At 24.6% G+C, this 13,052-nt stretch carries 15 protein-coding genes; 6 read left to right on the top strand and 9 right to left on the bottom strand.

Features of this window, described 5'->3' with window-relative positions:
* Positions 1-75: 75 nt before the first annotated feature.
* Together IC173_RS19625 and IC173_RS19630 are read right to left on the bottom strand one after the other, a co-directional pair.
* The gene (locus tag IC173_RS19625; RefSeq protein WP_227483895.1) at positions 76-1,059 is read right to left on the bottom strand and encodes a M56 family metallopeptidase; all 984 of its coding nucleotides are present in this window, start codon (positions 1,057-1,059) and stop codon (positions 76-78) included.
* 12 nt (positions 1,060-1,071) lie between these two features.
* On the bottom strand, positions 1,072-1,434 hold the full coding sequence (locus tag IC173_RS19630; RefSeq protein WP_227483896.1) for a BlaI/MecI/CopY family transcriptional regulator: 363 nt from the start codon (positions 1,432-1,434) through the stop codon (positions 1,072-1,074).
* An 871-nt stretch (positions 1,435-2,305) separates the two neighbouring features.
* Here IC173_RS19630 and IC173_RS19635 point away from each other — a divergent pair.
* Both IC173_RS19635 and IC173_RS19640 read left to right on the top strand, forming a co-directional pair.
* The gene (locus IC173_RS19635; protein ID WP_227856155.1) at positions 2,306-3,367 is read left to right on the top strand and encodes a hypothetical protein; all 1,062 of its coding nucleotides are present in this window, start codon (positions 2,306-2,308) and stop codon (positions 3,365-3,367) included.
* A gap of 57 nt (positions 3,368-3,424) precedes the next feature.
* Positions 3,425-3,997, top strand: a complete 573-nt coding sequence (locus IC173_RS19640) for a hypothetical protein (RefSeq protein WP_227483898.1) — start codon at positions 3,425-3,427, stop codon at positions 3,995-3,997.
* Between the two features lie 1,030 nt (positions 3,998-5,027).
* Here the strand turns inward: IC173_RS19640 and IC173_RS19645 are convergent.
* The 3 genes from IC173_RS19645 to IC173_RS19655 are packed head-to-tail and all read right to left on the bottom strand — an operon-like array spanning position 5,028 to position 6,478.
* On the bottom strand, positions 5,028-5,288 hold the full coding sequence (locus tag IC173_RS19645) for a hypothetical protein (RefSeq protein WP_227483899.1): 261 nt from the start codon (positions 5,286-5,288) through the stop codon (positions 5,028-5,030).
* A gap of 38 nt (positions 5,289-5,326) precedes the next feature.
* Positions 5,327-5,800, bottom strand: coding sequence for a hypothetical protein (locus IC173_RS19650; RefSeq protein ID WP_227825473.1), 474 nt, complete (start codon positions 5,798-5,800; stop codon positions 5,327-5,329).
* 15 nt (positions 5,801-5,815) lie between these two features.
* On the bottom strand, positions 5,816-6,478 hold the full coding sequence (locus tag IC173_RS19655) for a hypothetical protein (RefSeq protein ID WP_227453475.1): 663 nt from the start codon (positions 6,476-6,478) through the stop codon (positions 5,816-5,818).
* 136 nt (positions 6,479-6,614) lie between these two features.
* Between IC173_RS19655 and IC173_RS19660 the strand changes: the two genes are divergently transcribed.
* The 3 genes from IC173_RS19660 to IC173_RS19670 all read left to right on the top strand — a co-directional run bounded on the left by IC173_RS19660 (position 6,615) and on the right by IC173_RS19670 (position 8,361).
* Entirely contained in the window at positions 6,615-7,160 is a 546-nt protein-coding gene (locus IC173_RS19660) for an RNA polymerase sigma factor (protein WP_227453476.1), read from the top strand.
* Positions 7,153-7,854 (top strand): DUF4367 domain-containing protein, encoded by a 702-nt coding sequence (locus tag IC173_RS19665; RefSeq protein ID WP_227483890.1) that lies wholly within the window; start codon positions 7,153-7,155, stop codon positions 7,852-7,854. Before IC173_RS19660 ends, IC173_RS19665 begins: the two co-directional genes overlap by 8 nt.
* Before the next feature lie 69 nt (positions 7,855-7,923).
* Positions 7,924-8,361, top strand: a complete 438-nt coding sequence (locus IC173_RS19670) for a hypothetical protein (protein WP_227453478.1) — start codon at positions 7,924-7,926, stop codon at positions 8,359-8,361.
* Positions 8,362-8,499: 138 nt separating this feature from the next.
* Here the strand turns inward: IC173_RS19670 and IC173_RS19675 are convergent, their stop codons facing one another.
* From IC173_RS19675 to IC173_RS19685, 3 genes are all read right to left on the bottom strand, one after another.
* Positions 8,500-9,369, bottom strand: coding sequence for a replication initiation protein (locus IC173_RS19675; RefSeq protein WP_227483891.1), 870 nt, complete (start codon positions 9,367-9,369; stop codon positions 8,500-8,502).
* A 1,314-nt stretch (positions 9,370-10,683) separates the two neighbouring features.
* Positions 10,684-11,280: an SdpI family protein gene (locus IC173_RS19680; protein WP_227483892.1), complete on the bottom strand. Its 597-nt coding sequence runs from the start codon at positions 11,278-11,280 to the stop codon at positions 10,684-10,686.
* A 15-nt stretch (positions 11,281-11,295) separates the two neighbouring features.
* Positions 11,296-11,553: an autorepressor SdpR family transcription factor gene (locus IC173_RS19685; protein WP_048926724.1), complete on the bottom strand. Its 258-nt coding sequence runs from the start codon at positions 11,551-11,553 to the stop codon at positions 11,296-11,298.
* 416 nt (positions 11,554-11,969) lie between these two features.
* Between IC173_RS19685 and IC173_RS19690 the strand changes: the two genes are divergently transcribed.
* Positions 11,970-12,143, top strand: coding sequence for a hypothetical protein (locus IC173_RS19690; protein ID WP_227483893.1), 174 nt, complete (start codon positions 11,970-11,972; stop codon positions 12,141-12,143).
* Between the two features lie 251 nt (positions 12,144-12,394).
* Here IC173_RS19690 and IC173_RS19695 read toward each other — a convergent pair whose 3' ends face one another.
* On the bottom strand, positions 12,395-12,955 hold the full coding sequence (locus IC173_RS19695; RefSeq protein WP_227483894.1) for a peptidoglycan-binding domain-containing protein: 561 nt from the start codon (positions 12,953-12,955) through the stop codon (positions 12,395-12,397).
* Between the last annotated feature and the right edge of the window lie 97 nt (positions 12,956-13,052).

Genomic DNA, 13,052 nt, shown 5'->3' on the forward strand with positions numbered 1-13,052 from the left:
TAGCAATATTTTTTTTAATTTTTTTAACATAATTCCTCCCTATAATTTTGAATATATTTTAATACTAGCAAATATTTAATCTATTGTTATAGTAAAAGATTTTTCTTTGCCTGTATTAACTGGCAATGGTGCATCTAAGGAGTGATTAATTGGCTTTGATATAATTGAATCAAATTTAAAATATGTAAATGATGACAATAAGCATAAAATCAATGCTATTAAAATACCACTCTTACCATTATTTTTAAACATATTATAAACTCTTTTTTCAAAATTTGATTTTCTGTGTAATCCAGTAGTGTAGCTATTTGAATCTCTTGAACTTCTTTCAATTGAATCTAAAATTGTGTTAGCATAACTTTTTATATTTTCAAGGGAACAACCTTTTAATACAACTTCATCACAATGTAATTCACAGTTATGATATATAATTCTATCAAGTAGATAAATAAAAGGATTAAAGAAATAAACACACTTTAAAAATAAAACCAAATATCTAATGTACAAATCTTTACTTTTGTAATGAATTAATTCATGTTTTAGAATCCAATATAGTTCATTTAAATTGTAATTATATGGTGGTAAAAGTATATAATTATCAAATAATCCAAAAAATGAAGGTGTATTGATTTCATAAGTATATTTTAGTTTAATGTGCTTTTCTATATTTAATTCTTTTAATAAATTATTATAAAGATTGTTTATTTCAAGATTTTCAATGTCATATGATAAGTCAATAACCAAACTCTTAAACTTTAAATATTTTATAAACCTATAAGTTGCAAGTAAAATAACAATTGTTAGATATATTATTAATACTGTATTTGAATAATCAACTTCATTTAAAATAGGTTTGTATTGAAATTTAGAATCAGAAATAGTATAAGTAAAATAAGAGAATGGAAAAAGTAATCTAACTATTACAATTAGCCAAATATAATAATTAAAACTCTTATTGAAAATTCTGAATATAGTTGTCCTTAAAAGTAGCAGAAAACAAATAACTAGACTACTTGTGATACTGGTTCTTAAAATATCTTTTAGAATTAAATTACACATATATAGTACCTATTATTTCTTAAGTTTTTTAATAAAAGCTCTCAAAGACGCCAATTCATCTTTTCCTATCTTTTCTTTATTAACTGAATCAACTAAACTTACAATAGAATCATTATGTACATTCTTTATAAAATCAGATGTTGCAAACTCTAAGTAGCTCTTTTTATTAATCAAAATTTTATAAGTAGTGTATGCAGGTTTTTTTGTAGGCTCTAAAAACCCTCTTTTAGAAAGCCTAGATAATAGTGTAAGTGTTGTCGTTTGTTTCCATTCTTCACTCATTATATTTACAATATCTCTTGATGTCAATACCTTGTCAGTATCCCAAAATAGCATCATTACTTTAAGTTCAGCACGTGGTATTTTTTCTATCATAATATGTTCCTCCATCCTAATGTTAAAAAAATTAATAAATGTAACTTTATTCTATTAAAATAGAGTAAGACAGTCAATTGTTTTTTGATGAATGATTTACATGTGTAGAGTAAATTAAAAGAAGTGTATCACTTGAAAAGTTTTACGTGCGTAGAGTATTTTTATCAAATTTCTTAATTTTTTTAATTGAATTATATATTCGAATATAAGAGTAAATCAACTTAAAAGATACAAAAAATTAATACTTACTGACATGTAACTGACAAATCAACAAAAATAAGAGTTGATAAAATAAGTGTATATATTGAAATTACTATAATCTATACAAAAATGGCATAAAATACTTATTTTTATGCCGTATATTACCGACATATAAAAAAGTCTTGTAAGTATTGGAATTACTAGTTTGTACAGGTTTTATATGAAGAATTGTCGTTTTGTAAAAAAGGTCACTAAAATTTATAAAAATAATTATTAACTGATATGAATTATCATAAAAAAAGGCATCTATTTCCATGAAAAAAAAATTTTCGTCTGCATGTAAAAATAGCTATAGTAATACGTACAAATGTTCTGTATTTATAGAGTTATTTGTATGTAAATTATATTTTAGATAGTATGTTTAATAGCTTAATAAACAAGGTTTAAGAGTAGGGGGGTGTATGCAGGAGATGAAGGTTGAGGAAAAATTTTCTTTCAGTGTAGTCCTTTCATTTCCACATCATAAAAAAGTATTGAAAGACTGTAAGTTTGATACCCCTTAAATAAGGGTGTTATAACTTTAATTTTTTAATTTTGTAATCATGTTTTAGCCTATAAATATAGTGCTAATTATTTATTTGAATTCAATTTCGCTAAGAGGGGTATGGGGATGATAGACAGAGTTAACTTATATAAAAATATAGAGTTAGACAGTAACAAATTCAGTTTAAAGTTAAAAAAATATTATGACAAAGAAATAGATATATTAACTGGTGAGGTAATAGAAAATATATCTTTATACATGTATATGATGAATGGAGTTAAGTTTTTATATGTTGTAAAATCAAAGAAGCTGATTGTACAAGGTAGATTAATAATGTTACTTAGAAATGCAAATCACGTTTATAATTTAGATGATGTCTATATACAAAAGGAAGAAATAAGGTACAAGGTTAACAGTAAGCTTAGAGAGCTGTTTAATTGCGATATAGATATACTAGATTTTAATGTTGCTACTGTAGAAATTAATTTTAATATATTTAATGTAAATGCAAGTTTATATATAGAATTGTTTAATAAAATAGTTGAGGATAGACAAGACAATAGATATATAAGTTATACGCATGAAAATAACTTACCTACCAATACAAGTGTATATTTAAAATCCAAGTACAACTATGATAATAATATAAATAAGACTTATGCTATAAACTTTTATAATAAGTATAATCAACTTTGTAATCTGAAAAAGAAAGCTGAGGAATTACAGGGTAATAAGATAAATATAACAGACAATGATTTAGAACTAGCAAAGAATGTTTTAAGACTTGAGATAAAATGTGCAAACTATGAAATAAGAAAGTATAGTCGTACATTTAAAGCCTACTTTGAGGATATATACTTATGTAGAGATATAGTTCTAACAAAGTACAAAAGGTTTATATGTAATACTAGACTAGACTTTTATAACTACTATGAAGCTAAAGATATAATTACCAAAACAAACAAATTAAAAAGAAATAGTAAGAAGAAGTTACTACAATACTTAGAATTGAGATATGCAAAAAAGAAAAAGTATTCTAAAGAAGAATTGAAGAAATATTTTAAGATGTTAGAGTTGTTAAATATAGCTCCTGCAATCATTCCGACTAGATATGATGTTAAAAAATTAGAGAGTCCAATTAAATTACTAGATAATAAATTATTTGATTTAAAGGATGTTCATAGATAGAATAAGAATATAACTGTAATACATATGTATTCAGATATATTTAAGAGGTGAAATATTATGAATTGGAATGATTTAAAAAAATGCGATATTAGTGACATTGTAGGGTATGTAAATGAAAAATTGATTGAATATAAAAGTCTTAAAAAGGTTTCAGATAAATTAGAGATTAATGAAAGTACGATAAGAAAATATTTAAATAGCAAGGGATACAGAAGAAAGGAAAATAAATTCGTACTTTTAGAATATACATGTAATCCCCGAAGTAATACAGTTGAAAATAAAGAAAAATCTTCAATTGGTAATCAAGATGATATAAGTAATACAGGTGTAATATCAACTCCAAAATTAAAAGAAAATATGCTCTATATATCACAAGAATCAGAAACTTTAAAAGAAATGATAGAGTGGTTTAAAATCAATAAAACTGGTAAATCAAATTCAGAAGTTATTGAATTAAGAGAAGGAATAAATATAGATTTACCTGAAGCGCCAATTAAAAGAACTACTATTAGAATTAATGAAAAAATATGGGATGAATTTAATATTTTAGTTGAAGAAAATAAACCCTATGATAAGCATGACTTAATGGGACAAGCATTAAAGGAATTTATTGAGAGGTATAGAAAATAAAAATATTAAAAAAAATATATAAATACGGAAAATTTTGCTAGTAAAATTTAATAAGTAGAATTATAATTAATTTATATTAAAAAATTGAATACAAAAAAAGACTACTGCTCGTATTAGGTTTGACAGACCTTCTAACGAGTTAATACCAACTACCGACATAGTTAAGTAACAGTAATCTTTTAACTATAGTTTAAAATACTAAATGTTTTGACAGAACATAGAGTATATAAAATATAGCTGTTATCTTCTTAGATATACATAAATTATAAGAGATGAAAGAAAAAAAATCAAGATGATAACGATAAAAGATAGAAATTACAAGCTTTGTTCAAGATAGTTGGACAAGGCTTTTTTTAAATGGTTTTATAGTGGAAGGACGTTTGACCAAGTGCAAACCGTAGGCTTGACAAAGCACAGGGGTAGCCGACAAAACGTTTGGGATAGCCAACTGCATATACATATATCTAGTACTATATGGACGGGCAGAAAGTAGTGACTCGATACTACAATAAATAAAAGCGAGGGGGGAGTTTCTTTGTGGAGCATCTATATATCTTACTATTGGGGGAAACGATAGAGAGCATTAAGTTGCAAAAGAATAGATGTTATAACTGTACTAGTCCTATAAAATGCCGATATACTGGGCAAGGAAAGTTATCCTACACTTGTTTGTAGGGTAACTATGTCCAATTTTAGCCTCTATCTAGGCAGTTTAGTCAAGTGCGTTGATTTATTTAATTTTATATTTTTAATTATTTTGACATAGTTATATATATTGTTTTAAAGGAATCTTTTTTAGGAAATAGAAATGTAAAAAAGTAATTGAAATTCTTTCTTAGAATGTCTAAAAATGAAGTTTATATTTAAAGATGATTTATTAAAGAAGAAAAATCACTTATCAATAACTATTAATTTTTTTGATTCTTTGGGGAATCAATTAATTTAAAAAAGACATAATAATCATTATGTCTTTTTATATTTCTTTATCTATCAGAAACACTGGCAGATATTACACATGTTTGATGTATTATTATTTTTTATTTAAAATTAATTTGATTATATCAGGTTTAGTTAAATTATGAACTCCCTTGGAAAATAATATTCCGCCTATTATTAAAAACATATAAGAATAGTTTTTAAATATTTGATTTTCAATTATGTCTCCAAAGCCTTTATCAGCTAAGTATCTTACTTTCAATGATAATGCTAAGTCATTATTAAAAAGTAATATTATAAAACCTAATACTATTAATATTAAATTAACTTTTAAATACATATTTTTATCTTCCATTTTTAATCATTTCCTTCTGTAATTATTTAAATTTATATTTACTCTTGATATAGATTACTTAAAGAGTTAATTTTAAAATTTAAGACATTAGGCTTTAATTCTGTAACTTGTAACAATTCATTATATAATTTAAATGGATTTTCATCATACATGTTTAAAAATCTTTTGATGTCTTTGTTTTTATGTATATAGAATAAAGTACTAGTATTATTTTTAAATTCTACTAAGCTTACTCCAACGTGTTCGAGTACTTCTTTTTCTTCAATATCAAAATCTTTTTCTGAGATAAAATGAACTTTGATTAAATTTATCCCAGCATCAAATTCATTAGGATTATCTTTATAAACATCAATTAAGTATGGATAATCTTTTAGTTCTGCCTTTCTTTTGCAATCTTCGATTACATAAAAGCCTAATGATTCATTTAAACAATCCTCTGTTTGCATAAGCTTGAAAATTTCGAAGTCTTTCATTCTAAATTCTCCAACTAAATATATATTTGGTTTTTCCATTAACTATATCTCCTTTTATAATATTAATAATACAGCTAACCATGAAGCATATTCTGTAAGTGCAAATAAAGTTACTCCAACAATTGAAACAAATATACTTATTGCGATAATTAAATCATTACGAATTTTTAATTTTAATCCTTGTGAATTCATTTTGCGCTTAGCTTGTTTAGCTTTTGCTTCTTCATCTCTAGCTTTCTTAACATCTTTATGATTTCTTACTTTGTTTTGAATATCTTTAGGAACACCTTTGTTATTCATAGTATTTCCTTTTCCATGAGTTGAAGTTCCATCAAGTGCTTCTTTAGCTTCTACTCCTCCTTTTTTAACGTGTGTATGGTATTTAGTTGCATCACTTCCATGAGGTCTATGTACTGTCATTTTCCAACCTTTTCCTAAGTCTGTCCACTGGTTAAATCCAAATGTTTGCATTTCTCCTGTAGCATTTATTTCATCAGGAGATACATTAAACCTGCTAAGAATTTCTTCTAATTTATCTATTTTTTCTTTAGAAACTGTTCCTAAGCTTCTTTCTTTATAAACTTCTTCAAGTACTTCATTTAACTCTTTCTTATTTTGTTCAAAAGAATATGTACTTGCATAAGTCGGCATTGTGTAACTTAATATCAATAATAGCGATAGTATTGATATTATTGCTTTCGATTTTAATTTTTTCATAATAAATATCCTCCAATTTATTTTATTTAAAGATATAACAAATATAAAAATTATTTTTAGACATATATATCTACAATTCTTTAAATTCTATATAATTTTATTTATAAAGAATATATGTTGTGAGGGAGATTAACTTATGTTGTTATATTTGACTATTATAAATTCAGAAGAAGAAAGGAATAAATTTGAAGATATATATATTAAATACAAGAAACTAATGTTTTATGTTGCTAATCAAATTTTGAAAGATGAAGCATTATCAGAAGATGCTGTTCACAATGCATTTCTAAAAATAATTGATAATCTCGATAAAATAAATGATGTAAACAGTCCAAAAACTAAAGGATTCGTTGTTATTATAGTAAAGAGAATTTCAATAAATATATATAATAAGAGAAAGAGAGAGGAAATAAATGATATTAATGATGAGAGTTATAAATTTAATTCTTTAGATTTATCGATTGAAAAATTAGGCAATTACAGCCACTTAGGAGATGCTTTAAAGAAACTATCTGAAACAGATTTGCAAGTAATCCTATTAAAGTATAGCCATGGTTTTTCTACTAAAGAGATTTCTAAGATATTGAATATAAAAGAGGTTAATTTGTATAAGAAAAATAAAAGAGCATTAGAAAAATTAAAAAAAATTTTAATTGAAATGGAGGCGTTGTCAAATGAATGAAGATAAATTAGATATAGAAAAATTATTATATGAACAGCTTCCAAAAATAGAAGAAAAAATGTTGTATGAATTACCTTGTGATGAAGATATTGACCATGACTTTTCTATAGAATTTGAAAGCAAAATGGATAAACTTATAAAAGAAAATGAAAAAAAAGTAAAAAAGAACTATTATAAAAATTTTAAAAGAATTGCTATTATTTTTATAATAATTTTATCAAGTATAGTCACTATAACTACTATAAAAACAGAAGCTTTTCCTGAAAGCTTAATGAGAATAATGAAGAAGGTATACAAAGAATTTACAGATTATAATTTTATAAACCCTCATAAATCAAATGTATCATTCAAATATATAGAACCTAAGTATATTTCTACTGGATATAAAGAAGTTGAAAGAATTGAAGAAAAAAATTATCTATCAATATCATACAAAGATAAATCAGATAATTACATAATTTATCAAATGATGCCATACTCTAGAGATGTTGTAGTATTAGACACAGAGGATGCGTTTGTTGAAAATATAAAATTTAATAATCATTATGCACAGTATGTTGAAAAAGAAAATACTCAGCAATTATTATGGCATGATAAAAATAATATCTATATGTTATCTAAAGAATTACCTACAAAAAAAATAACTAGAAAAGATAAATCAGAGTTTATTAAAGTTGCAAAAAATATTGAGTAAAAATTTGTCTAAAAAAACGTCCTTTGTTTGTTATGTTGAATATATAAAATTTTACAAGGAGGTTTTTTAATGAAAATAAAAAACGTAATATCAATATTTGTATGTGTGTTAATTATGATGATTTCAGTAAATGTTGTTAGTTTTGCTGACGAATTTAATTCATCTGATATTATTTTTATGGAAGATGTGCAAGAAGAGGTAATACCCTTTTCAGTGAATATATTAAATGGAAGATGCAATATATCATTCTCTAATGGAAAGATTAATATAAGTGCTTCTGTTGTTGGAAAATCTGGAGTAACTAAGACATCTGTTATAACAAAATTACAAGAATTAAAATCTGGGCGTTGGGTAGATTTAAAGACATCTGCAAAGAAAACTGGAGGCAAAACTTGTTCTGTTACAAATTCATACTCTGCTACAAAGGGTCATACATATAGAGGTGTTGCAATCATTACAGCCGGAAATGAATCTAAAACACTAATAAGTACATCTCAAAAATATTAAAAATTTAAGAATTTTTTTGTGGTTTAAAAATGTTACTATTAGATTTTTATGCCCCCATAAATTTATTAGGCTTTGCTTAGTTTTATTTATGTTTTGGGGCATAAACTTCTTATTGTTTTTGGCAATTCAAAAATAAAATCATTTAAACTTTTCCTTTTGACTTTTAGCAATTATGTCATCTAATTCATCAGTAGTATACTTAGTAAATGTTTCATTGAAATTATGAAATTTAGTTTTCTGTCTAGGCATCTCACTAATTTTTTTATTAGTTTTATTTTGTTTAGTATCTGAAGAAACTATATTCTCTCTTTTAGAAAAATACTTCCTATCATCAAAATCTTTTACAAGAAAAGTTATTGACTCTACTTTTCTACCCTTCTTATTTTCAATAAATTCAATATTAAAATAATTTGTTGAAATGAGTTCCTCTATTGCTGGAATAATGACTCGTCTTTTAAAATCGTTATATTTATCATATTTATTTTCTAGCATTAACAATTCTTTTAAAACATCTATTTTGTATGTAATTGCACCTTTTGTCATTGTCCATAATCTAAGCAAATCATAAAAACGTTGAGCATATGAATTCCTTAAACTAAAAAATATTTGTAGGTTTATTGGAGTATAACCAACTTGGATATAGTTTTCTATTAAATCCAGTAATTCATTAGATGTCCTTACAGTAAAAGTTCTTTCATCTTCGTTATATAGCCAATAATATATAAAACTACATTCTCCCCAATTTTTACCACTCCTAATATAAATAGTTCCTGTTCTCAATTTAGTAAATATTTTACTTATAGCTTGGGATGTTGTATAATTAGGACTTTTCATAAGTTCCTTAATTTCTTCAATAGATATTGTTATTTCTAAATTTTTATTTTTTTGAAATTCATATAATAATCTAACAAATAATCTATTTTCTATAGTTTGTAAATCATATTTTGCCATTATAAACTTATTAGACTTCATTAAAACATTAGTTTTTTGCTCTTTAATGTTTCTCATAAATTAGTTCTCCTAAAGTATCTATTTTTGATAATTATAGCTTAATTATTAATAATACGTCAATTATAAATTATATCGCATTTAATTATCAAAGTGTCGTATTAGATTATCAAAGTGTCGTATTAGATTATCAAAGTGTCGTATTAGATTATCAAAGTGTCGCATTTAAATTATCAAAGTGTCGCATTTAAATTATCAAAAGGTAGTATTTACAATAATTTCAGCTAGGTCTAAATACTATTATTAAATACTATTAAATACTATTTATAGGTTTATTACTATTAATAGGGATATACTATATAGATAAATGACAAAATTTAAAATTGTCGTAATTAAAAACCAATAAATTAAGAAAAAATTTAACTTAAAAGTAAAAACTTAAAACCAAAAAATTGGCTCCTAAAATCAATTCTAAACAGATAAGGATAATTACCTTACAAAAGAATAAAAACTTATTTAACAGGCAATTAAACGCGTTATATGATGATTGTAGACTTGTCCTTAATGTGATTAAAACATTGATTTTAATTGTTGCGATATGTGCTATAATATTAATGCAAGGAAAATAATGGTTGAAAAGTGTAAGAGTGGCTATTTCCATATTTAAACGCCAAATTCCATAACGGAAGGAGGTGGAACAGTATGGTGATAAATTTTTTATTGAGTATACTAGCTGGTGTTATATCAGCTTTCATGTATGATAAAATAAAAAACCACTCAAACGCCAATAAGAGTGGTTTAAAAAAATAGTTCTTTAAATCAATTTTGATGGAAATAGCTACTCTTGTATAAAGTAACTCATTATTTCCTTGCTTTTATTATATCACAAAATAGACGCTAGCGTTTAAAAAAATAGTCTAAGAAGACATTATTGTTTAATATATTATATCCTAAATGAACTAAACTATTTACTATATAATAATACTAAACTACTGAGAAAACAATAACTTTAACACTAAGTTTATATTTATATAATCATACTCGAGAGTCGCACAGAACCTTAAATATATATTCTTAACTGGAAAAATATTTAATTAAAATACTCGCTTTATCATACTCAATTTTATAAAGTTTTATTATAAAAAATTAGGCTACGAATTATAAAAAGACATGATAATAAACTTATCATGTCTTTTGTTGAACTATTTATATATAAGGCTATGTTTTAATACAGTGTTGATATTAGAATCATTTTGAATAACAAAAAAAGTAGGGGGATATCGACTGACATACCTCTACTTTTTGTTCACATTATATTAAAATTGTTCAGTAACTATAATATATAGTTTAAAATTTATTTAGAATATCGGTTTATTAATTCAAACCTTTTAATCTCTTATAATAAAATATATAAGAGTGTATGCTTGGTATTATAACCCAAGTTAAAATTCCAACAATACCTACTATATTTCCATCAAAGAAAAATGACATAATAAACATTACTATTGCAATCGGAAAAGATAAATACCCTACCAATCTATGTGCAATTTTCCAAGTTTCTTCATCTCTTATCGTCCAAGGTAATCTTAATCCCAAATACCTATTAAAAGGTATCTTAGGTGATGCATTTCCGAAAATCATCATAAAAGCTGACATTAAACCAATAATTAATATTTTGTTATCTTCTGTAATAGATATTTGATTATCAGATGATGATGAAGCAAGTATAAAACAAAGTACAACGATAAGTAATGTAAACATATTTAAAAATCTAAAAGTTTTAACTTTAGGATTATTTTTCGATAGCTTTACTATATCACTTGCTTGTCTATCTAATACTACTAAAGAGATAATAGCTAAAATACCTAATATTAATATCTCTATATTTGCTTTTGACATCACAAATCCTATTACAAGCATTAAGAGTGATGTAATTAATAATATAATTCTTGTTAAATCATTTTTTTTCATAATATTTTCCTCTCTTTATTTTTTGAATATTTCCAAGAAGTTACCAAGAACTTCTTGAATTACAGAAGTATTAATAGAATAAATTATAAATTGACCTTTCTTCTCAGAGCTCACAAGTTCTGCTTCCCTTAAAATATCTAAATGCTTTGATATTGACGGTTTTGACATATCAAAATGTTCGGCTATTTCACCAGCACTCATATCTCTATTGTTAAGCAACTTTAATATTTCTCTTCTTGTTTTATCACTTAAAGCTTTAAATGCCTTACTCATATAATAACTCCTTTCAATCTTTTTATAGATATTTAACTAATTAGTTAAATATCTATATTTATATTATATTAAGCTTCTTAAAAAAATACAACTATTTTATTGAGTTATGACTATATTTTAAATAAATTATATAATTTAATACTAAAAAAGAGCATCCTATATTGATACTCTTTTACTTCGTAATATATAACAATTGCGTCTTGTTTTTATTATAGCATATTTTACCAATATATTACCAATTACATAAACTCTGGAGTTCTTAATTTGAAATAATGCTATAATGAAAATAGGACACAATTGCTATGTAATGGATAGTATTTTTTATAGTTATATTAGATATACATAGTGTATTTTTTTTAGTGAGTTAGACTATAATTGAGACATGAATTAAATACAAATAAAAGGGAGTGGGATATATGATTTCAAGTAAATTAAAATTGATATTAAGTGGAATAGCAATTTTAATATCTTTTTATGTATTTGCAACTAATGGTAAAAGTTCGTTTAATGCTTTAAATATAGGATTATTTCTAATATTTGCAGTATCATTTATAACCGCATTGGTTTCTTATATGAAAGATAAAAAATAAAGTAACTAATGTTTAAAAACATATATTATTTTGTATATCTATTCTATTTAAATTTCATTATTATAAACAAGGTTAACTTAATAAGGGATTGCTCAATAAATAAAAATGGAGTTTTCCTTAATAAAATATAAGATTCATAATTTTAATATTATACGAAAAAAAGTAGGACATATCAGCATGACCCTACTTTTTTGCTGTTAAAATAGTCTTATTATCAACATTGTTTTAAAACATAGCCATATATAAAAATTCTAATCAAGGTTTGTAGCAGAGGCAAATTTTTGCCATGTTGCACTACCAACAATTCCATCAGCAGTTAAGCCATAACTGCTTTGAAAGCTTTTAACTTTACTAAGTGTAGTGCTTCCAAATTGACTGTCTGCTTCTAAAGAATATCCAACTTTTTTTAATAACAATTGTACTAAATGAACAGGATTTCCTGAATTTCCGTATTTTACAATCGTAGAAGTGTTAACAGTATAGTTTTTATCTCCAGTAACCTTATAATATGAATAATGATAAGTTACTGTAAATGAACTTGCTCTAGCTGAATACAAGTCTATGTTGCTATAAGTTTTTAATTCACTAGGTGTAATAAAAATTTCATCATTAGGTTGTGGCTCTACGCCTATATCCAAACAATTTTCCTCATATTTATCTTTTATTTCTTGTGGTGCATTTTCATACATAAATGTATAACCAGATATAGTAAAGCTTTTTCCTTCACTATTTTGTGTTTCTGCAAAAACTGTGCTACCCATCATAAGGAAACAACAAGTAATTAGCAATATTTTTTTTAATTTTTTTAACATAATTCCTCCCTATAATTTTGAATATATTTTAATACTAGCAAATATTTAATCTATTGTTATAGTAAAAGATTTTTCTTTGCCTGTATTAACTGGCAAT

This window comes from Clostridioides sp. ES-S-0048-02 (assembly GCF_020658495.1).
GTDB lineage: Bacteria > Bacillota > Clostridia > Peptostreptococcales > Peptostreptococcaceae > Clostridioides.

Bases quoted from the DNA above. Each gene is read 5' to 3' on its own strand.
- IC173_RS19625 (WP_227483895.1), bottom strand. From the start codon at position 1,059: ATGTGTAATTTAATTCTAAAAGATATTTTAAGAACCAGTATCACAAGT.
- IC173_RS19630 (WP_227483896.1), bottom strand. From the start codon at position 1,434: ATGATAGAAAAAATACCACGTGCTGAACTTAAAGTAATGATGCTATTT.
- IC173_RS19635 (WP_227856155.1), top strand. From the start codon at position 2,306: ATGATAGACAGAGTTAACTTATATAAAAATATAGAGTTAGACAGTAAC.
- IC173_RS19640 (WP_227483898.1), top strand. From the start codon at position 3,425: ATGAATTGGAATGATTTAAAAAAATGCGATATTAGTGACATTGTAGGG.
- IC173_RS19645 (WP_227483899.1), bottom strand. From the start codon at position 5,288: ATGGAAGATAAAAATATGTATTTAAAAGTTAATTTAATATTAATAGTA.
- IC173_RS19650 (WP_227825473.1), bottom strand. From the start codon at position 5,800: ATGGAAAAACCAAATATATATTTAGTTGGAGAATTTAGAATGAAAGAC.
- IC173_RS19655 (WP_227453475.1), bottom strand. From the start codon at position 6,478: ATGAAAAAATTAAAATCGAAAGCAATAATATCAATACTATCGCTATTA.
- IC173_RS19660 (WP_227453476.1), top strand. From the start codon at position 6,615: ATGTTGTTATATTTGACTATTATAAATTCAGAAGAAGAAAGGAATAAA.
- IC173_RS19665 (WP_227483890.1), top strand. From the start codon at position 7,153: ATGAATGAAGATAAATTAGATATAGAAAAATTATTATATGAACAGCTT.
- IC173_RS19670 (WP_227453478.1), top strand. From the start codon at position 7,924: ATGAAAATAAAAAACGTAATATCAATATTTGTATGTGTGTTAATTATG.
- IC173_RS19675 (WP_227483891.1), bottom strand. From the start codon at position 9,369: ATGAGAAACATTAAAGAGCAAAAAACTAATGTTTTAATGAAGTCTAAT.
- IC173_RS19680 (WP_227483892.1), bottom strand. From the start codon at position 11,280: ATGAAAAAAAATGATTTAACAAGAATTATATTATTAATTACATCACTC.
- IC173_RS19685 (WP_048926724.1), bottom strand. From the start codon at position 11,553: ATGAGTAAGGCATTTAAAGCTTTAAGTGATAAAACAAGAAGAGAAATA.
- IC173_RS19690 (WP_227483893.1), top strand. From the start codon at position 11,970: ATGATTTCAAGTAAATTAAAATTGATATTAAGTGGAATAGCAATTTTA.
- IC173_RS19695 (WP_227483894.1), bottom strand. From the start codon at position 12,955: ATGTTAAAAAAATTAAAAAAAATATTGCTAATTACTTGTTGTTTCCTT.